The sequence below is a fragment of the Pseudomonas sp. WS 5146 genome, from assembly GCF_012985495.1.
Taxonomy (GTDB): domain Bacteria; phylum Pseudomonadota; class Gammaproteobacteria; order Pseudomonadales; family Pseudomonadaceae; genus Aquipseudomonas; species Aquipseudomonas edaphica.
The window spans coordinates 201,051-220,383 of sequence record NZ_JAAQWL010000012.1 but is presented as its reverse complement, the minus strand read 5'-3'; the positions used below and the strand labels follow the sequence as shown (position 1 = coordinate 220,383).

Genomic DNA, 19,333 nt, shown 5'->3' with positions numbered 1-19,333 from the left:
ACTCGGTGTGCCTGATGTACCGAGGTGTCTGCATCGCAGGCAAGCCAGCTCCCACAGAAAAGCAGATCCCAGGTGTATGCAAATCCGCTTTTCGCTTTTCGCTTTTGATTCAACCACTCAGGTCGGCTTTCAGGCCGCCGTGCTCTGCTTTTGATCTTGCTTTTGATCTGAGGCGCCCCGTCAACCACGATGGCCGAACGCAGGCTTGAATCCGTGGGTAACCCGGCAGGACGCCGGGTTAGCCGCGCTGGGCCAAGGATGGCCCATCGCGGCGGCCCACGGATTCAAGCCGGAGTGCGGGCACACCGAGCATTAGCGAGGTGCCGAGTGGTGGGGCGAAGACCTTTTGGTTACTTTTGGCTGGGCCGGCATTCCGGGCGTTTGCCAAAAGTGACCCGCTGTAAGAGCGGAACCATAAGCCGCCGTTACCGCAGCAACGGATATGTACACCAAAAGCGCCGACATCACCTAGGCTTCTTAAGATCCCCCAACGGATCATAATCCACCTTTTTCCGCTGCTCCTTGTCCTTATCCAACGGCGCAATCGCCGGCCCAACAGGATCAACCTGCGGGTCCGACACATCAGGCGAATCAGGATCAAACCCCAACTCATTCTCGCCGCTGGCATGCTCGCCCGAACCCGGGCCTTTCGGATGATTACTCACAGTCACCTCCTGAACCTATAGCGGGCGCGCCCTGTCATGCAGGTTTTCCAGGTCTTCCTCAACCCGCTCCACATCATCTTCGTCCTGACGCTCGGCCGGGTCATTGGGCCGCAACGCATCGTTGTCACGCTCCTCCTCTCCCGGCGTACGGTCAGGGTCAGGTGTACCCGGCGGCGGTTGCTTGTACTCAGACATAATGGCTTACCTCAAAAGGGCTATACAGATTTAGAGAAACCACCCCAAGCCATCGTTCAACTTGTTTGCCCAAAGCATGCGAAGATGCCACCCCGCCTTTCTTGAGACCTGACCCGGATGTTCGAGCTCAAACCCTGCGACCCCGCAACCTTCCGCCAACAAACCCGCCGCAGCACGCTGATCATCGCCGTGCTGTTCATGGCCCTGGCCATGCTGCTATCAACCCTGGCGGTGATGCTGTTCGGCGAACCCGGCGGCGATAATTTGCGTTTCAACATCGGCGGCGTATTCGCCGGGGTGCTGATCACCGTCGCCCTGGTGCGCGGCCCATTTTGGACCCAACCATGGCTGGCGCCTGCAGTGTACGGCTGGCAGCTCAAGCGCAACCTGATGCGCGTGACCAATGTGATGCACACCCTCAAGGACCGCGCACAGGCCAACGACCCCACTGCCCTCAAAGTGCTGCGTTTTTACCACTTGGGCCTGACGCAGATGCATGACCTGGACGCCAACTCCAGCGCCCAGGCGCAACTGGTCGGCGAGATGGAAGCGCATAGGGCGAAAATGCAGGCCCTGGGCATCGACACCGAACAAACCCGCTTCGACCCCGCCTGGCTGGAAGGTTTCAAAAAACCATAATCAGTTGGAAACCTTCGCGCGCCAGCAGAACACGGCGCTGACGGCAATCGCCGCGCCTGCCAGACCGAACACCCACGGCGCCGACGCCACCGGTAGCAGCAACCCCGCCATCAGCGGCCCAAGGCCAGCGCCGACATCGCGCCACACCGCGTTGGAGGCCAGGGCCGAAACGCGCATCGAACCAGGGTTGCGCTCAGCCACCAAAGTGGTCACCAACGGCAATTGCAAGGCGCGCAGCACCAGCACCGCGGCCGCGCCGACGATCACCCAATAACTGCCAAATGCCGTCAGCGCCAAGGCACTCAAGAACGAAAACAACAGCAGCATCGAGGTGGCACCAAAACGCTGCGCCGCACGCCCACCCAGCGGGCTCAGGAGCATCTCCGAGGCATAGCGCAGTGCCATCAGGCCGCCGGCGATCAGTACCGCATCGCCGCCAAGAATCTTCTGCGCCTGGATCGACAGGCCAAAGATAAACAGCCCGTCCAACGCCACGCCTTCGATAAACGACCACACCGCCACGCTGTCCGGCCACTTGAAGCGGCGCCCGGTGCTGTGCAAATCGTGCCCGGCGGTCGGCAAACCACGTGCCACCCACACGCCCGCCAGGCAGCAGCCGGCCAGAATCATGAAGATAGGTCGCGGCCCGGCCCACAGGGTCAGCCAGCCCCCCAGCGGCAGCGCCAGCATCGGCCCGAGGGCGATCACCGCCCTGGAGCGCCCTGCCCTGCGCGCCGCGCCCGCAGGCTCAGAGGTGGCCAACACTTGGGTCGACAGGTTCAGCGCGGCAAAACACAGGCCCCAGATCAGCCGCAGCCCCAACAAAGCGGCAAAACCTGACAGCATCGAGTTGCCCAAGGCGCACACCGTGGCGGCACCCGCGGCGATCATGCAGGTCAGCCGGTCGCCATTACGGGCGTAGAAATTCAACACATGGCGGTAGCCGAAAATCCGCACCAGGCGGTTGGCTGCGAGCAACACCCCGGCCTGGGCCAGGGTGATGCCAAAGGCCTGGGATTCCATGGGCAGCAGCAAGTAGAGCAACACATCACTGGGCAGGCATAACGCGAGGGTCAGTGCGGCACGTCGGGAGGTGGTATCAGCAGTGCGTAGAGCCAGGCTGGACATAAATCTGAAACATCCCGAAATATTCAGGCCGCCACGTTAGCGTTGCCGCCGCGTGTTTTACAAGGGCTAAACCTTGTGTTTATACGGCAACAAGCGCAGCCCACTGGCCACACTGCCCACCAGCGCAAACCCACAGCCCAGCCACAGCGCGTATTGCGGGCCGCTGCCCAGGGAGAGGTGAAAGCAGAACGCCACCAACGACGCCCCCAGCGTTTGCCCCAGCAAACGTGAAATCGCGACGATGCCACTGGCCCCACCGCTGCGGGCCAACGGCGCGCTGGTCATGATCGCCTTGAGGTTGGGTGACTGGAAAAAACCGAAACCGGCGCCGCACAAGGCCATGCGCCAGCCAATATCGAAGGCGCTGGCGCCGCTGCCCAAGGTCGCCAACGCCGCCATGCCCGCGCTGAGCATCAGCAAACCGATGCCGCACAACAGGCCCAGCGACACACGATCCGCCAGCCGCCCCGCCACCAGGGCCATCACCGCCACCACGGCAGGCCACGGCGTCATCAAAAAACCGGTTGCCACCTGGCTGTGCCCCAGCACCGCCTGCAACAGAAACGGCAGCGAAACAAAGGCCAGGCCCTGGGCGCTGAACGCACAGATGGCCGTGAGAGAAGACAGCGCAAACACCGGGCGCTTGAACAAGTCCACGGCCAGCATCGGCGCCGGGTGACCGGCTTCACGGCGCAACAGCAATGCGCCGCACACCATCGCCAGCGCAATCAAACCGAGGGTCAGTGTGCCTTGGGCGCCATGCACCGCCGTGCCCAGCCCCAGCACCAACAGCGCGAACAGACCAGCACACAACAGCGCCGAAAACCGATCGAACGCGTGACCGGTCAACGGCAGTGTCGGCAATGACCGCAGGCCCAGCCCCAGGGCCAGCAGCCCCAGCGGCACGTTGATCAGGTACAGCCAATGCCAGCTCGCCACCGACAGAATCGCCGACGCGGCGGTCGGCCCCAGCGTGAAGGCCAACCCCACCACCAGCGAGTTATAGCCCAGGCCGCGCCCGAGCATTTTTGACGGGTAGATATGCCGCAACAACGCCGTGTTGACACTCATCACCGCCGCCGCCCCGAGCCCTTGGGCCACCCGCGCGGCAGTCAGGGTGAGCAAAGAACCGGCCAACCCGCAAAACAGCGACGAGACAATAAACAGCAGCAAGCCGCCGAGGTACACGCGCCGGTGGCCGAGCACATCACTGAGCGACGCGAACGGCAGCACCGTGGCGATAATCGCCAACTGGTAGGCGTTCACCACCCAGATCACCGAGGCCGAATCAGTGCCGATACCTTGTGCCAGCGTCGGCAGCGCCGTATTGACAATGGCGGTGTCCAGGGTTGCCATGCCAATGCCCAAAGACAAGGCGATCACCGCCGGCAAGCGTTTATTGGAAGGCAGCCCATCGGCAACAGAAGACATGAACAATCCGCACAGGTGACAAAGGCCCTTAGATTAAGGGTTGCGCGAATTTTTTTCAGTGGCCGATTACCTGGCTGTCCGAATTTTCATGTTTGGATGGCTAAGACTATCCAGACCTTCGCTGCGAACGGGGCTGTAGTGGAGAACTGGCTTGTTATGGCGAGCGGGCTTGCCCCGCGTTGGGCTGCGAAGCGGCCCCAAAACCTGGCTGACCAGGTCCGTCAGGAATACCCGAGGTGGCTTCACTGGGAGTGCTTCGCACTCCAACGCGGGGCAAGCCCGCTCGCCACAGGGTCAACGATCAACTCACTGCCTAACCACCCGGCCAGGTATTCACCGGCCTGGGCCACTCCCGCCTCTTCACCCAGGCGCGCCACCAGAAACTCGCACAGCCCGGCAAAGCTGCCGTCGGCCTGCAGGTGCAACACGGCCTCAAGCTCCAACGCACTGACCTGACGTAAACGTGAGGTGTACTGACGCCGCCACACTAACAATCCACCTGCCTGTTCCAGCATCATTGCCTGCGGCGCAAGCGCGTCTTGCCACAGTGCCGACCAGATAGCCTCAGCATTGGTAGTCAGCCCATGGCAGCGCAACGACGGCGTCAGGCGCAAAACGGCGCTGTCCCAATCCAGCTCGGCCAGGGCTTGCAACGGCAAGGGCGTCGCATCGGCGGCGACAAACGCCTCATTCAGCGCCGACTCGATCCAGGCCAGTTCATGCACATCCGGGTTATTCGGCAATACGGTCTTCAAGGTCGCGTAAAACCCTTCGGGATACGCATCCAGGGTCCAGGCATGCGGGGGTTGCTGGTCGATATGGGTAATGCTGGCCGCCAGAAACGCCTCCTCGCCCAGCCAACGTCGCACAATCGGAAACGCCTGTTCCAGGCAACCCACCAGCTGCGCGCGATAGTTGTTCTGGTACACCGCCAGGCCTGCGTGCCGGTCGCCCAGCAGTCGGGCCGAATCATCCGACGCACTCACCAGCCACGTGCGAAATGCCTGCTGCCACTGCACCAGGTTCATTGGGCCAGCCCCAAAGCCCGCGCCATTGACAGCTCCTCAAGCAATTCGGCCAGCGGCGGGATGGCATCATCGCGCTCAATCATCGTGGCCACCGGCCCGAGCAACCCGACAGCCTTGGCATACAACGCCCAAACCCCGCTGCACACCGGGCTGTCGTGGCTGTCGATCAACAGCTCACGGCCCTGGCTATGGCCGGCCAAGTGAATCTGGCGCACGCGCTCAGCAGGAATGCCTTCGAGAAAGGCCAGGGCATCAAAGCCATGATTGCTGGCACTGACAAACACATTATTGATGTCCAGTAACAACTCGCACCCCGTGCGCTCGGCCATGGCGGCGATAAATGCGCATTCGCTCATGCTGGCACCGTCAAACGCCAGGTAGCTGGACGGGTTTTCCACCAGCAGCGTGCGGCCCAACACCTCCTGGGCCTGGTGGATATTGGCGCAAACGCGGTCCAGAGCCTCGTCCGTATAGGGCACCGGCAACAAATCGTGGGCATTGAACCCCCCGCTGCGCGACCAACTCAGGTGGTCGGAGACAAACAGCGGCTCCACCTCATCCACCAGCGCTTTGAGACGCCGCAGGTACTCCGGGTCCAGCCCTTCGGCCGTGCCGATCGACATCGACACCCCGTGCAGCGCCACCGGGTAACGCTCGCGAATCTGGCGCAGGATGTGCCGTGGTTGCCCACCTGCGACCATAAAATTCTCAGAAATCACTTCGACAAAATCCACGGGCACCAAGGTTTCCAGGAAGTCGCAGTAATGCTCCTTGCGCAGCCCCAGGCCATAGCCGGAAAAGCGCGGGTTAAATGTCGGCATCATCGGTACTCCAGCAAAAACTGTGGCGAGGGAGCTTGCTCCCGCTCGGCTGCGCAGCAGTCGCCCGTTTCTGGAGGCGCTGCACAAGCAAGCTTGCTCGCCACAGGAAGGCGTTATTTCGGCTCAGTCAACGTGCCACCGGCCTTGAGGCATTCAGACGGCGTCTTGACGATCACGCCCTCGCCCTTGCAACTGTTGAGGCCCTTGCAGTCGTGCTTGGCGGTGGCGCACAGGCTTTCGCCCTTGCAACTGTTGACGCCGTAGCATCGGCCGGGCTTTTCCTGCTGGTCGGCGGCGCTGGCGGCACTGGCGAATGACGCCGACGCCATGGCAATCAGGGCGGCGGCGGCGGCGAGGCTCAGACGGGATTTAAGTGCAGTGTTCATGGTTATTTCCTTTTGAGGTCTTGTGTGGGGTGAGAGGGATTATTTGATAACGGAAGCCGCGTCTTCGATGACCTTCGCCACAGCCTCAGGCTGGGAGATGTACACCAAGTGGCTAGCCTTGATTTCGGTGACCTTGGAACCCGCGCGCTGGTACATCCAGCGTTGCAGCGCGGGGCTGAGCGCACGGTCTTCGGTGGACACCACGGCATACGTCGGCTTTTTGTGCCACGCCGCCGCCCACACGGTGCCGCCGAACAAGGCGGTGGTAGCCGGCACTTGGGAGGCGGCCATGAAGTCGGTGCGGTTGGGGGTCAGGTCGGCGGCAAAATCGGCGTTGTATTTGCTGCGATCAAAGAACAGGTGGCCGTCGCGACTCTGCTTGATGTCATCGCTGGGCGCCGGCATCGAGCCGATCAACTGGGCCATGTTCTCGCCCACTTCCGGCTGCAGCGCCGAGACGTAGACCATCGACTTGACCTTGTCGCGGTCGCCGGCAATCGAGATCACCGCGCCACCGGAACTGTGGCCCACCAACACCACGGGGCCGACTTGTTGCTCCAGCACTTCACGCGCCTCGGCCACATCCGCCGCGAGGTTTTCGTGGCCCTGGTGCACCACGGTGACCTTGTAGCCCTTGTGAATCAGGATGTCGTGCACCACGCGCCAGCCAGAACCGTCGACAAACGAGCCGGGCAAGATCACCACACTTTTGCCGGTGCCGGGCTGCGGTGTATCGGCCGCCTGGGCCAGCACGGGGACAGTCAGGGCCATGGCCATGGCCAAAGAAGAAAGCATGCGCATCGGGTATCTCCATCAGGGTTGTTAAGGTTTGCCGAACAGCCGGCGATCCAGCGACCACGCCCCGCCGCCATAGGCCAGCAGCGGCAGCAACAGGCCCGCCCAGGTCAGGTGCGTCGGCCAGGCCTCGGGGTATACGAACACCTCGATCACCAGGGTCATGCCCAGCAGCGCGGCGGCCGCCGGGCGCGTCAGCAGGCCCACTAGCAGCAACAGCGGAAACAGGTGTTCGGCGTAGGTCGCCAGGTGCGCGGCCCAGTCCGACGGGATCAGCGGCAAGGCGTATTCCGAACGGAACAAGGTGTAGGTCGACGGTTTGAGGCTCATAAATCCGCTGACCTTGGTGCGTCCCGACAGGAAGAACACCGCTGCGATGCCCAGCCGGGCCACCAGCAACAGCAGCGCTTGGGGCAACAGGCGCTGGATCACGGCTGTTCCGTCAGGCTGCCGAAGCCTTTGGGCGTCTTGATCTGGGTGCAGGTGCCCTTGTCGACCAATACCCAGGCGTTGCCCTGGTAATCGGCGGTGGCGGTACCGGCGCACGAGGTGCCTTTACCGGCAGCGCAGTCGTTGGCACCGGCGAGGGCGACGCCGAAGCATTTTTCCTGGGGCTTGGCGTCGTCGGCATGGGCCATCGCCGCAAAGGCGCTGAGGGACAGGGCGAAAGTGGCCGCAAGGGCCGCGTAGGGTCGCTTCATCGGTGTATCTCCTGGCTTGACTGAGTGTGGCCAGGGCGCGTGTGGCGGTGGGTGACCGCCTGCGCCAGCTGGTGAACAGAGTTAAAGCCAGGCGTGTATCCGCTCTGTGTCGCAGACACGCCAGAACGTCATGCCGATGTATCAAGGTGGTGCGGGGATACTTTGTAATACAAAGCCAATAAACCACCGCCAAATCGCCAGCGTTTTAGTCGGCATCCCGAACGACACAATTAGAAATATTCGTGTTTCCGAACGAAGGCATTCGCCGGTCGCCAACGACCCTAAAAATCACCATAAATTTCATATGGTTGTTGTCATCTTTGGTACATGCCAACTGGCATACATTCTGCTTTATCAGGGTTTCTGGTAATAAAATGTTTCAGCTTTGCGACAGTCTCATCCTCCGGGACATGCGCTGTGATACGCCCATAACAACGACTACGCCCCAAAGGAGGGCGGCCTTTCCGACGTTTTGATCGACATCAACTTTCCAAGACTGCTGCTGCACATCTGTACCCCAAAAAGGGCGAATGGCCTGATCGCCAATAACAAGCCCGACTATAAAAAGGACGATTTGATGAGCTCGAGCAAGAACCACGCGGTGTCCTTGATGGACGCCGATCACCCGACCCCGGCAGCCGCCGAGAATGTCCTGGGCTTTGGCCCCTTCCTGTTACTGGCCAGGCAGCACGTGCTGCTGCGTAACGGCGAGCCGGTCAGCCTGGGGAGTCGCGCCCTCTACCTGTTGATCGCCCTGGCGACCCGCGCCGGTGAATTGCTGGAGAAGACCGAGCTGATCGCCTTCGCCTGGCCCAAGGTGGTGGTGGAGGAATGCAACCTGCGTGCACAGATCGTCGCATTGCGCCGGGCACTGGGCGACGATGGCAACTTCAGCTATATCGTCACCGTGCCGGGGCGTGGTTATCGCTTTGTGGCGCCGGTGACCGTGCAAACCGCCGGCGAAGAAAGCCTGCCGGTGCTCTGCGCACGCACCGAGGAGCCCGCGCCGCCAGTGCCGTCCTGCGAGGTCATCGGCCGTGACAGCTTGATTTCAAGCCTTGCCGAGCAGTTGCTCAGCCAGCGCTTCGTCACCCTCACCGGCCCCGGCGGCATCGGCAAGACGACCGTGGCCACCGCCGTGGCGCAGCGGCTGGCGCATGAATCCAAGCTCGACACCTGCTTCGTCGACCTGGCGCCCGCCACCAGCGGGCAATGGGTGGCCGGTATGCTCGCCAGCGCCCTGGGGATCCAGACCGTCAGCACTGAACCGCTGCCGACCATCGCCGCCGCCTTGGCCGAACGCCGTCTGCTGCTGGTACTGGACAACTGCGAACACGTACTGCCGGCCGCCGCCGACGCGGTGGAGACCCTGCTGCGCTGCGCCCCACAATGTTATGTACTGACCACCAGCCGCGAACCACTGCGCGCCGACGGTGAGCGGGTGCATGACTTGGCGCCACTGGAAGTGCCCGACGAAGGCACCCGCCTCAACGCCAGTGAGGCAATGGCCTGGTCCGGCGTGCGCCTGTTTGTCGAGCGCGTGCGCGCCCTCGACCCCGACTTTGTGTTCAACGACACCGACGTGGCAGCCGTCTGCGCCATCTGCCGCAAACTCGACAGCAACGCGCTCGCCATCGAAATCGCCGCGGCCCGGGTACGGACCTTTGGCGTCCAGGACCTGGTCGGCCTGCTTGACGGCAGTTTCCGCCTGCAAATGACCGGCCGACGCACCGCCCTCGCCCGCCATCGCACCCTCAGTGCCACGCTGGACTGGACCTACTCGATGCTCAGTGGTGACGAGCAGGCCATGTTGCGTCAACTGGCGGTGTTCACTGGCTCCTTCACCCTGGATGCGGTCAAGGCCATGACCGCCAGCAGCAGCCTGGACCCACGCAACGCCCTGCCGTTGCTCGAAAGCCTGATGGACAAATCGCTGTTGATCGCCGGTGAGGCGCAGTTGCTCAAGCGCTATCGCCTGCTGGAAACCACCCGCGCCTATGCCCTGGAAAAGCTCGAAGAACACGGCGAAGTCAATGCCACCAGCCGGCGCCACGCCCACTATGCCCTCGGCGTATTGCAAGAAGCCGGGCAAACCCTGGACGGCCTGTCGCCAGACACCTGGATCGCCCTCTACGGCCCCGAAAGCAGCACCATTCGCTCGGCTCTGGACTGGGCCTATTCCGCCAGCGGCGAGCTGCCCCTGGCCATCGAACTGACCCTGGGCGGCGTGCCGTTATGGTTGCGCCTGTCGCGGGTCAGTGAATGCCGAACCTGGGTCGACAAGGGCCTGGCCAGCGACGCCGTTGCACCCTTGGCCGTGCGTCAGCGCATGCTGCTGCAAACCGCTCTGGCCAGCGTGCTGATGCTGACCTACGGCACCGGCGCGGAAATGCGCGAAGCCTGGCGCCAAGTCCGCGAAGATGCCCGCGACCTGGGCGATGCCGAACACAAAATGCGCGCCTTGTGGGGCCTGTGGACCGACCGCTGCGGCTGCAACCAATACACTGAAGCCCTGGAACTGGCCGAGCGTTATATCGCCCTCAACAGCGGCGGTAATCAGCAATTGCTCGGCAAACGCATGCGCGCCGTGGCGCTGTTTCATATGGGCGACCTGCTGGGCGCGCGGCAAAACATCGATGAAGCGCTTGGCTCGCCGTCGGCACCGCGCTCGCACATCATCGACGTGCATTTTGACCAACGCATTGCCGCCCGTTGTCTCAAGGCCAAGGTGCAATTGCTCGAAGGCGACGTCGACCCGGCGCTGCGCCTGATCGCCAGCTGCGTCGACGATGCCATCAGCCTCGACCACCCCGCCACCCTCTGGTACACCCTGTGCCTGGGCGCACTGCCGCTGGCGCTATTGGCGTCCAACCTGCCGCAGGTGCGCTATTACCTGGGCCTGCTGCAAAGCAGCACTACGCTCCAGGACTTGCCGATCTGGCGGCAATTTCGCCTGTGCTTCGAGAACATCCTGCTGATCCGCGAGGGCTCACCGGAAACGGGCGTGCCGCAACTGGGTGAAGCCTTGCAACACCTGCAAAGCCAGGGCGACAGCCAGCTCTACAGCCTGCTGCGCTGTGAATACGCCTTGGGCCTGGCGCGCCTGGGCCTGGAAAAACTGGCTTTGGAGGTGTTGGAAGATACGCTGCAATTGGCGATTGGCCATCATGAGCGCTGGTTTGTGCCGCAGATGTTGCGGATCAAGGCGCAACTGATCTTGCGCCAAGGTCACTATGGTTCGGTTGACAAGGCCAAGGTGCTGCTGCGCCAGGCGTGGGTGGATGCGCAGTTGGCGGGGGCGCATTTTTGGCGGGCGCAGATTGCTGCTGACTTGGCGCGGTTGCAGGAACCTAAGTTGCGGATTGCTGCGTTGCCGCGGTTTCAGCATCGGTGATGGGGTGGGTATATATCCGTCATTTGGGTAACGGCTGAGTGGTGTGTTGGGTCAGATCAGGCGGGCGGCGACCAGCCAATCCGCCACGGCCTGGAATGAGGCGTCGGGCACCGGGTCACCGGGTACGGTTCTGCGCGCAATCTCCGCCGCCAAGGCCCGGTCCGGCGCATGCGGGATGCCTAAATCGTAAGCCTCCTGCAACATCAGCAACGCCTCCTCCGGCGCGGCGCGGCAGACAATCACTGGCACCGGCGTTTCGCCGCGCACATAGCGCACGCCGATCACCCAGCCATCGGTAGTCCCGATCATCATCGACGCACGGCCCAACCCCAGCTTGGTCGCAAGTGCCTGCATTTCATTGCGCTGGCGCCGGCGCTCGCTCTTGATCAGCGGGTCGCCGTCGATGTCCTTGCGTTCACGTTTGGTTTCGCTGCGGGTCATTTTCATGTCGCGGCCGAACAGCCAACGCTGCATTAACACGTCAACGGCGCCCACGGTGATAAAGGCGCACAGCACGGTAAACACCAGCGGCTTGAGCACCAGGAAAAACGTCGACTCCATGCATTCGGCGCCACAGCGCGAAGACTCCATCAGCGCCTGCAGCGCGTGCTTGCCGACCACATAGAACGCAATCGCCAACACGTGCACCTTGACCAACCCCTTGATGAACTCCACCAGGTTACGCAGGGCGAAGATCTTCTTCATGCCCTCTGCCGGGTTGATGCGCTTGAACTCCGGCTTGATCGGGTCCACCGAGAACACAAAGCCGCGCATGGTGATGATATTGGTCAGGATCACCACCCCGGTGGTCACCGCCATCACTGGCAGGGTAATACCGATGATCAACTGCTCGGCATGGTCTAGCACCCGCGGCCACACGGTGGCGAACGGCTCGATATAGATCTGCGCGGTCAGGTCGATCAGCGCCGTCACCTGGGCCATGGCCCGTGGCGCCAGAATCGAGATGCACAGGGTGCAGAACAAAATGACCATGCCCGACACCAGGTCCTGGCTCTTGGCGACCTGGCCTTTCTTGCGCGCGTCGCTGAGTTTTTTGTCCGTTGCCGGCTGGGATTTCTCTTCGCTGGTATCGGCCATGGGCTACTCCATGCCCGCCAGGGTTTTAAGCAGCTCGACGGTGCCACGAAACTCGGCCAGTTGGTCGAGCATCAGCGGGATCAAAAAGCCGATGTAGATCACCATCAGAATCGAGAAAAACAGGTTTTTCACCGGCAACGACAAGTCGAAAATATGCAGGTTCGGCGCCATCCGCGACAGGTACGCAAGCATCAAGTCGGTGACCAGCAACGCGATCAGCAACGGCGAGACCATCAGCACGCCAACCCGCATGATCTGGTCGAGGATCGACAGCACCGCCAGCAACGCGGAGCTGGCAAATACCGGCGTAAATGCGGTCACCGGCCATAACTGGTAACTGTGGTAATAGCCGTCGACCATCAGGATAAAACCGCCGGACATAAAGAACAGCGTGATCAGCATCACCGTGAGCAAGGTCGACATCACGCTCGACTCGCCGGTGGACAGCGGGTCCACCAGCTGCGCCATGGTCGAGCCGCGTTGCAGGTCGATCAACTCCCCCGCCACTTCCGCCGCCCAGAACGGAATGCCGAATAGCAGGCCGATAAGGATGCCGATCAAGAACTCCTTGATCAGCAAGCCGGCGATAAACACGCTGCCGTGTTCGGGCATGTGGGTCAGCGCATCGAACACCGGAAAGAACATCGGGATGGAAATCGCCACGGCCACACAGCCGCGAATCATGCCGGTGAGGCCCAGGCGGTTGAACGCCGGGGTGATCACCACCACGCCCATGGCTCGACAGGCGGCGAGCGAGGCAGAACTGATCACCGGATAGGCGACTTCCAGGAACTGCGCGGTCAGGCTGGCATCCATGGGCGGTCAGCGCGTCCACATCGGGAAGTTGTCCAGCACCTGGCCACCCAGTTCCGCGACTTGCCCGGCCAATACCGGGCCGAGAAACACGATGGTCAGCAATACCGCCACCAGCTTTACCACCTGCGGCAGGGTCTGGTCCTGGATCTGCGTCAGCGCCTGGAACAGCCCTACGCTCAAACCCACGATAATCGCCACGCCCAGCGCCGGCGCCGAGAGCATCAGCACCGTCATCAGTGCCTGTTTCATCAATGACAGGAACACATCCTGGCCCATGGGTCGTGCCTCAGCCGTAACTCAGAATCAAACCGTGCATCAAGCGCGACCAGCCGCTCAAGGACACGAATAAAAAGATCTTCAGCGGGATCGAAATCAGGTTCGGCGAAACCATCGACATGCCCATCGCCATCAGCACGTTGGACACCAGCAAGTCCACCACCAGGAATGGGATATAGAGCAAAAAGCCGATCTCGAAGGCCCGCGTCAGTTCCGAACTGACGAACGCCGGAATCAACACCACCAGGTCATCGTCGCGCAAGTCGGCCCGCGCCTCCGGCGACCAGATGGTCTCGGTGGCCTGCACAAAAAAACCGCGCTCGGACTCGTTCGCAAAGCGCTTCAAATGCGCCTGCAAGGGCGGGCGCAGCGCATCGCCCAGATCCTTGAGCTGCTCCACATGCTCGATATTAAGGTCGCGGCCCTCCACTTGCCGGTACATGTCACCAATCAACGGCGTGGTCACATACACCGAGAGGATCAGCGCGATGCCGTACAGCACCAGGTTCGGCGGGGTCTGCTGCACACCGAGGGCGTTGCGGATCAGGAACAGCACCACCGAGATCTTCATGAAACCGGTGAGTGTCACCACCGCCAACGGGATCAGCCCGATCGTCGCAACGACCAGGATGATCTCGATCAGGTTGGGCTGATAACCGGTCATGGGGTGGCGAAACTCAGCAGGCGCACACCCAGGCCGTCACCGATTTTCACCAATTGGCCCTGGCCGACACGGCGCCCGTTGACCATCAAATCGACGCTGTCCACGCCGGGTGTATTGAACTGCAACAAGCTGCCGGCGCCCAGTTCACGCAGTTGCGCCAGGGTCAATTCCAGGCTGCCGACCTGGCACACCAGTTTGAGCGGCAGATCATCCAGGGCCGCAGCCGCATCAACATCAGTCATCGTGTTCTCCATGTGCAAAAGAGGTGCTTGCAAGGCTTCCTGCAAGCGCAAGACTTCACCCTGGTATTGGCAGCGGGCCTGCAGGCGACCCGCCAGCTCCAGCAGCAAACCCGGGCCGGGTTCGAGCATCAGCACATCGCCGGGGCGCAGGCTGCGCAGCTCACCGAGGCTCAAGTGCTGCTGCCCGGCCAGCAGCGCCAGGCTCTGGCGCAGGTCGGGCAAAGGGTCCGGCTCAAGCTGGGCGTGTTGATCCAGCAACGGCGCCAACAACACGGCGGCGCCTTCGCTCAGGTCCAGTTGCGCGTGCGTGGCAGGCTGGTTGGCGAAGGACAATTCCAGCGCCAGGTGCAGCGCATAAGGCTGTTGGTCTTGCGGCGCTTCGAGCAATTGCAGCGGCTGACCCAGCAGCGGTTCGAGACGCTCGATCAGGTCCAGTACCGCCAGTTCCAGCAGCAATGCACGCGGCAGCGCCGGCAGCAGTTGCACGTCAAATTGCAACGCCAGCGGCACCAACACCTGCTCCAATGCCGCAGCCGACAGCCGCAAACGCACTGGCGCGCGACCAAGCAACAGCAGCACCTCGCGTGCCGCATCAAGCGGCTGCGGTTCAGCGGCCCAGTTCACGCGCAGGTCTTGCCCGGCGCAGCGGCCCCGCCAGGCGCGGCGGCGCCGGTGCAGTTGGTTATGCAGCGCCAGCAAGGCCGGGTCGTAGTGCGTCAACCATGGCGACAGCGGGTCGGCAAGGGCTGCAATCATGTGCCGGTGCCTTCATCACGCAGTTCACCGACGCGGCGCTCATCGCTTTCACGCCCTTCCAGCAGGCTCTGCCAGGCATCGGACTGACGCTGGCGGCTCAGGCGTTCCTGGCGGAACAGGTCGCGCTCACGCTCCTGGCTTTGCAGGGTGGTGGACACGTGGCTCACGTCGTTTTCCAACTGCTGCTGGTCATCCGACAACCCACGCAAACGGTCCTGAGCCGCCTGCCAACTGGCTACCGACAAGCCCTCGGTGAGCGAGGCGTACACCTGACGGGCTTCCTCGGCAATTGCCTCACGGTGCAGGCGCAGTTGCTCCTTGGCATCGGTCAACACGCCATGGGTCTGCTCGCAGCGTTGCTGCTGGGCGGCCAGTTGGCTGGCAGCACGTTGTTCGCGCAGTACCCGCAAGGTTTGCAGGGTGCGCAGTTGGTCGGTTTTCATTGGGCGTTCTCCTTTCTAATGCCAGCGACTACCGTTTCCGGATCAGCGAAGATCGACTGTGGGAGCTGGCTTGCCTGCTCCCACAGGGTTTTGCGTGTATCTCGATTGCGCGGCTCATGCCAACACCTGGCGCATGTGCATCAGGGTCTGTTCCAGGTTGCTGGGCTCGCCCGCGTTCTGGCGCAGGAATGCTTCGATGGCGGCGTGGCGTGCAATGGCTTCGTCCGCCAGCGGGTCGCTGCCGGCGGAGTACTCGCCCACACGGATCAGCATTTCGATTTCGCCGTAGCGCGCCATCAGCTCACGGATTCGCATGGCCAGGCGCTTGTGCTCCTCCCCGGCGACCTGCTCCATCAAGCGGCTGCGACTGCGCAGCACGTCCACCGCCGGGAAGTAATTGCGCTGGGCCAACTCGGCGCTCAGGGCGATATGCCCGTCGAGGATCGAACGCGCTTCCTCGGCCACCGGGTCGCTGGCGGCATCGCCTTCAGTGAGCACGGTGTACAGCGCGGTAATGCTGCCGGTAGGGCCGGGGCCGGCGCGTTCGAGCAGGCGTGGCAACGCCGAGAAGAACGACGGCGGGTAACCGCGACGGGTCGGTGGCTCGCCCACGGCCAGGCCGATTTCGCGCTGGGCGCGGGCAAAACGCGTGAGGCTGTCCATTAGCAGCAATACATTGCGGCCTTGGTCGCGGTGGTATTCGGCCAGGGTGGTGGCGACGAACGCGGCACGTACACGCTCGGCCGCCGGGCGATCCGAGGTGGCGACCACCGCCACCGTGCGTGCGCGCGCCTGGGCATCGAGTTGCACGTCGAGCAACTCGCGCACTTCCCTGCCCCGCTCGCCGATCAGGCCGATCACAATCACATCGGCTTCGCTGTTGCGGATGATGCTGGCAAGCAGCGACGATTTGCCCACGCCTGGCTCGCCAAAGATGCCCATGCGTTGGCCCTGGGCCAAGGTCAGCAAGCCGTCGATGGAGCGGATGCCCAAGGCCATGGAGCGCACGATCAGCTGCCGCGAAAACGGTGCCGGAGGCTCGGTGTGCAGCGGATAGCTTTTCAGGGCCAGAGTCAGTGGCAGGCCATCACCGTCGAGAAAATCGCCCATAGGGCTGATCACACGCCCCAACTGCGCATCACCGACCGCCACGCCGAGGGTTTCGCCGGTGGCGGTGATCTGCGTGCGGGTCGACAACCCTTCCATCGAGCCGATGGGCGACAGAATCGCCTCGTCACCATCAAAACCAATGACCTCGGCACTCAAGCTGCGGCTGCTGCCGGGATCGCGCAATTGGCACAGCTCACCAATGCTCGCACCGGCCACGCTGGCGCGCAGCAGCACGCCGCGAATGCTCAGCACGGTGCCGTGCATTGGTCGCGGGCGCGCCTGGGCCAGGCGCTCAGTCAGGCGTGGCAGCAACTGCTCCAGGTTCATGCCACACCTTCTTCGGCAAAGGGCAGCAAGCTGCGGCGCAGGGTTTGCAATTGCGCGTCCAGGCCCAGCTCCACCGAGCCGGCCGGGCTGCTGAGGCGTGCCTGGCCGGCGCCAAGCTGTTCATCGGCGTCCACTGCAAGCGCCAAGCCTTCAAGCTTAAGGCGTTGGCGCAATGCGTCGACCTCGGCGGGTGGCACCCACAGGGTCAGTGCCTGGTCCTGGCGAAACGCGCTCAGGGCTTGGCGGGTGCAGCGCACGACGCGCTCGGCGTTATCCAATTCGCCCAGCACTTCACGCACGATGCCCAACGCCAAATCGGCCAGCGAAGTCTCCAGGCTGCTCAGGTAGTGCTGCACCTGGGCTTGGGTCTGCACCAGCAATTGCGCGACCTGCTCGGCACCGGCCTGCCGGGCGCTTTCAAAGCCCTCGGCGCGGGCGGCGTGCAGCCACTGGTCGCTGTCGGCCTTGATCTGTTCGGCCTGGTCTTTGGCCGCTTGCAGGAAGGCAAAACCGTCGGTCCACAACGCGGCTTCTTCGGCCCGCAAAATACGCGCAGCCGGACGGCTCGGTAGTTCATTCATGGGGCAATCTCCTCGGCCAGCAGGCAAGCAGCGCCGGCCTGGACGATTTCCAGGTCACGCGGCACGCGTGCGCTGTAGCCCTGGGGAAAGTCAAAACGCAAGCGCAGCCAGCCTTGCCAGTCAGCGTGCTGGGCCTGCAGCCAGGCGGCGACACAGCCAAGGCCGTCACGGTCGATGGCTTCGATCAACTCGACCGGTTCACGCAGCAGATCCGCCGCGCCCCCCAGTTGGCGCAGAGCCAGGGCGGCCACAAAGACCTCGGCGCCGAGGCCTTCACGCAGCTCATTGACCACCTCGCGGCGGATCTCACGGCTCAAGGTTGCGCCGTGCCAGATAGCCCCGCATAACCTCGGCAGGCGCGCAAATTGCGCAGGCGACAGCAGCAACACCGGCAGGTCGGCCGCCAACGGCGTGACCAATTGCTCGATCGGCGCCAACTGGTAGTGCTTGACCAGCAACTGCTGCAGGCGCGGGCGAAAACGTGGCTGGGCCTGCATGGCCTGCAACACGTCATCTGGCAGCTCAGCGGCAAAACACGCGCCCAGGCTAGGCCCGCGCACAAACTGCAAAGGCTCGGCGATCAACCCCTGCCAGCGTTCGAATAAACTCATTCACCCTCCTTGAGCACATACAGCGCCTGGGACTGGCGCCGCGCCCACTGCTGGCGTGCCAATACACCGAGGGCGCCAAGCGCAATCAGCAACAACGTGCCGAACATGAAACGCGCCTGAGGCACGTTGTCTTCCAGCATCCACAAGCCCATAAAGCGCGCCAGCCGTGGTTGTGCCGGGTTCTGGCTGATGGCGACAGCCGCCTTGATCGCCGTGACCGAAACGCCTTCGTAGCTCAGACCGGAAATGCCGTTGGCCACCAGCGTCTTGATCTGCGGGATCAGCGTATTGATGTCGGTGCCCGGGTCGTAACGCACCAGTACCGAGGCCGACGAGGGTGAGATCACGCGTTTGAGCAGGTCGTTATCGGGCAGCACCACATGCACGCGCGCGGCGACGATGCCGTCGATCTGCGACACCGAATGCGATAGCTCCTCGCTCAGCGCATAGATCATCTGCGCGCGCTCCTGCACCGGCGACGACACCAGGCCGTTGCCCTTGAACACTTGGCCCATATTGGAAAAGCTCTGTTGCGGCAGGCCGGCGTTGTCGAGCAGCGTCATGGCTTCGGCGAAACGCTCCTCGTCGACCACCACTTTGAGCTGGCCGTTGTCCTGGGTCTTGCGCTCCGCCGGGATACCACCGCGCAGCAGCACCGCGACCATGGCGTTGGCATCGCGCTCGCTGAGGTTGGTATAGAGGTCGGTGTTGCACGCCTGCAACAGACTGGCCAGCAGGCCGATCAGCAACAGGCGCAGGGCGCGGTTTGGGCTTGGCATGGCGTTATTGACCCTTGAGCAGCGTGTTGGCGGAGCCGGAAATCTGCGTTGCACCGCGCACCACCATCTGGGTTTCGATGGAGTAGTCGAACATCTTGCCCAGGGAATGGACGATCTGGTCGACCTGCTGCTCGCCAACTTTTTTTCCCGACTCAGCCTGGGGAGAAGCACTGGCCGTGCGGATTTCGGCCTGCGCGGGTGGCGGCGCCGAGGGGTTGTTGGTGAGCAAATCCGCACGCTCGGAGAACGCTCGCGAACGGTCGATAAAGCTGTTCATGCGCTCCATCAAGCCCGAACCGATCTGGTGCGGGCTGGCGCCCTCGGGCATGCCCTTGGCGGTGTTGGCCATGTGTTCGAACAGGTTCTGCGAGGCCCCGGCGGGCCCCGCACCGGCGGACGGCGGCAAGGCCGTGGCGCCGGCGGCGAGACTGATAGTCATAGGGGCCT

Annotated in this window: 23 protein-coding genes; 2 read left to right on the top strand and 21 right to left on the bottom strand. The window is 62.9% G+C overall.

Going from position 1 to position 19,333, the window contains the following annotated elements:
- Window positions 1–464: 464 nt before the first annotated feature.
- A complete protein-coding gene (locus HBO41_RS25915) occupies window positions 465–665 on the bottom strand; it encodes a DUF6021 family protein (protein WP_169988239.1) in 201 nt (66 codons plus the stop codon).
- A 15-nt stretch (window positions 666–680) separates the two neighbouring features.
- Window positions 681–860 carry a hypothetical protein gene (locus HBO41_RS25910; RefSeq protein ID WP_099550507.1) on the bottom strand — a complete coding sequence of 60 codons (180 nt, stop codon included), beginning with the start codon at window positions 858–860 and terminating at the stop codon, window positions 681–683.
- Window positions 861–977: 117 nt separating this feature from the next.
- On the opposite strand from HBO41_RS25910, the gene HBO41_RS25905 reads away from it, so the two are divergent.
- The gene (locus HBO41_RS25905) at window positions 978–1,499 is read left to right on the top strand and encodes a DUF3087 domain-containing protein (RefSeq protein WP_099550508.1); all 522 of its coding nucleotides are present in this window, start codon (window positions 978–980) and stop codon (window positions 1,497–1,499) included.
- Here HBO41_RS25905 and HBO41_RS25900 read toward each other — a convergent pair whose 3' ends face one another.
- The 8 genes from HBO41_RS25900 to HBO41_RS25865 all read right to left on the bottom strand — a co-directional run bounded on the left by HBO41_RS25900 (window position 1,500) and on the right by HBO41_RS25865 (window position 7,789).
- Window positions 1,500–2,627: an MFS transporter gene (locus tag HBO41_RS25900; protein WP_017137590.1), complete on the bottom strand. Its 1,128-nt coding sequence runs from the start codon at window positions 2,625–2,627 to the stop codon at window positions 1,500–1,502.
- A gap of 66 nt (window positions 2,628–2,693) precedes the next feature.
- On the bottom strand, window positions 2,694–4,058 hold the full coding sequence (locus HBO41_RS25895) for an MFS transporter (protein ID WP_099550509.1): 1,365 nt from the start codon (window positions 4,056–4,058) through the stop codon (window positions 2,694–2,696).
- Window positions 4,059–4,300: 242 nt separating this feature from the next.
- Window positions 4,301–5,086 carry a DNA-binding domain-containing protein gene (locus HBO41_RS25890; RefSeq protein WP_169988236.1) on the bottom strand — a complete coding sequence of 262 codons (786 nt, stop codon included), beginning with the start codon at window positions 5,084–5,086 and terminating at the stop codon, window positions 4,301–4,303.
- A complete protein-coding gene (locus HBO41_RS25885) occupies window positions 5,083–5,907 on the bottom strand; it encodes a DUF692 domain-containing protein (protein ID WP_169988249.1) in 825 nt (274 codons plus the stop codon). The genes HBO41_RS25890 and HBO41_RS25885 overlap by 4 nt, the downstream gene beginning before the upstream one ends.
- A gap of 113 nt (window positions 5,908–6,020) precedes the next feature.
- Entirely contained in the window at window positions 6,021–6,293 is a 273-nt protein-coding gene (locus HBO41_RS25880) for a hypothetical protein (protein ID WP_017137586.1), read from the bottom strand.
- Between the two features lie 39 nt (window positions 6,294–6,332).
- Entirely contained in the window at window positions 6,333–7,094 is a 762-nt protein-coding gene (locus tag HBO41_RS25875; protein WP_169988234.1) for an alpha/beta fold hydrolase, read from the bottom strand.
- Window positions 7,095–7,115: 21 nt separating this feature from the next.
- Window positions 7,116–7,520, bottom strand: a complete 405-nt coding sequence (locus tag HBO41_RS25870; RefSeq protein ID WP_017137584.1) for a DoxX family protein — start codon at window positions 7,518–7,520, stop codon at window positions 7,116–7,118.
- Complete coding sequence (locus tag HBO41_RS25865) at window positions 7,517–7,789, bottom strand: DUF2282 domain-containing protein (protein WP_017137583.1); 273 nt, start codon at window positions 7,787–7,789, stop codon at window positions 7,517–7,519. Before HBO41_RS25865 ends, HBO41_RS25870 begins: the two co-directional genes overlap by 4 nt.
- A 577-nt stretch (window positions 7,790–8,366) precedes the next feature.
- Between HBO41_RS25865 and HBO41_RS25860 the strand changes: the two genes are divergently transcribed.
- Window positions 8,367–11,183, top strand: a complete 2,817-nt coding sequence (locus HBO41_RS25860) for a winged helix-turn-helix domain-containing protein (protein ID WP_169988232.1) — start codon at window positions 8,367–8,369, stop codon at window positions 11,181–11,183.
- 51 nt (window positions 11,184–11,234) lie between these two features.
- Here HBO41_RS25860 and HBO41_RS25855 read toward each other — a convergent pair whose 3' ends face one another.
- The 11 genes from HBO41_RS25855 to HBO41_RS25805 form a co-directional block, all read right to left on the bottom strand.
- Window positions 11,235–12,281, bottom strand: coding sequence for an EscU/YscU/HrcU family type III secretion system export apparatus switch protein (locus tag HBO41_RS25855; protein ID WP_099550512.1), 1,047 nt, complete (start codon window positions 12,279–12,281; stop codon window positions 11,235–11,237).
- Window positions 12,282–12,284: 3 nt separating this feature from the next.
- Window positions 12,285–13,097: a type III secretion system export apparatus subunit SctT gene (gene sctT, locus HBO41_RS25850; RefSeq protein ID WP_169988229.1), complete on the bottom strand. Its 813-nt coding sequence runs from the start codon at window positions 13,095–13,097 to the stop codon at window positions 12,285–12,287.
- Window positions 13,098–13,103: 6 nt separating this feature from the next.
- Window positions 13,104–13,373, bottom strand: coding sequence for an EscS/YscS/HrcS family type III secretion system export apparatus protein (locus HBO41_RS25845; RefSeq protein ID WP_016969171.1), 270 nt, complete (start codon window positions 13,371–13,373; stop codon window positions 13,104–13,106).
- Between the two features lie 10 nt (window positions 13,374–13,383).
- Window positions 13,384–14,037 (bottom strand): type III secretion system export apparatus subunit SctR, encoded by a 654-nt coding sequence (gene sctR, locus HBO41_RS25840; RefSeq protein ID WP_017137580.1) that lies wholly within the window; start codon window positions 14,035–14,037, stop codon window positions 13,384–13,386.
- A complete protein-coding gene (gene sctQ / locus HBO41_RS25835; RefSeq protein ID WP_099550514.1) occupies window positions 14,034–15,035 on the bottom strand; it encodes a type III secretion system cytoplasmic ring protein SctQ in 1,002 nt (333 codons plus the stop codon). The genes sctR and sctQ overlap by 4 nt, the downstream gene beginning before the upstream one ends.
- Window positions 15,032–15,478 (bottom strand): hypothetical protein, encoded by a 447-nt coding sequence (locus tag HBO41_RS25830; protein ID WP_017137578.1) that lies wholly within the window; start codon window positions 15,476–15,478, stop codon window positions 15,032–15,034. Before HBO41_RS25830 ends, sctQ begins: the two co-directional genes overlap by 4 nt.
- A 114-nt stretch (window positions 15,479–15,592) precedes the next feature.
- Window positions 15,593–16,915: a FliI/YscN family ATPase gene (locus HBO41_RS25825; protein WP_099550515.1), complete on the bottom strand. Its 1,323-nt coding sequence runs from the start codon at window positions 16,913–16,915 to the stop codon at window positions 15,593–15,595.
- Window positions 16,912–17,496 carry a type III secretion system stator protein SctL gene (sctL, locus tag HBO41_RS25820; protein ID WP_169988227.1) on the bottom strand — a complete coding sequence of 195 codons (585 nt, stop codon included), beginning with the start codon at window positions 17,494–17,496 and terminating at the stop codon, window positions 16,912–16,914. Before sctL ends, HBO41_RS25825 begins: the two co-directional genes overlap by 4 nt.
- Window positions 17,493–18,107 (bottom strand): type III secretion protein, encoded by a 615-nt coding sequence (locus HBO41_RS25815; protein ID WP_169988225.1) that lies wholly within the window; start codon window positions 18,105–18,107, stop codon window positions 17,493–17,495. The genes sctL and HBO41_RS25815 overlap by 4 nt, the downstream gene beginning before the upstream one ends.
- Complete coding sequence (gene sctJ / locus HBO41_RS25810) at window positions 18,104–18,886, bottom strand: type III secretion system inner membrane ring lipoprotein SctJ (RefSeq protein WP_017137574.1); 783 nt, start codon at window positions 18,884–18,886, stop codon at window positions 18,104–18,106. Before sctJ ends, HBO41_RS25815 begins: the two co-directional genes overlap by 4 nt.
- Window positions 18,887–18,890: 4 nt before the next feature.
- Window positions 18,891–19,325 carry a hypothetical protein gene (locus tag HBO41_RS25805; protein ID WP_017137573.1) on the bottom strand — a complete coding sequence of 145 codons (435 nt, stop codon included), beginning with the start codon at window positions 19,323–19,325 and terminating at the stop codon, window positions 18,891–18,893.
- Window positions 19,326–19,333 lie beyond the last annotated feature (8 nt).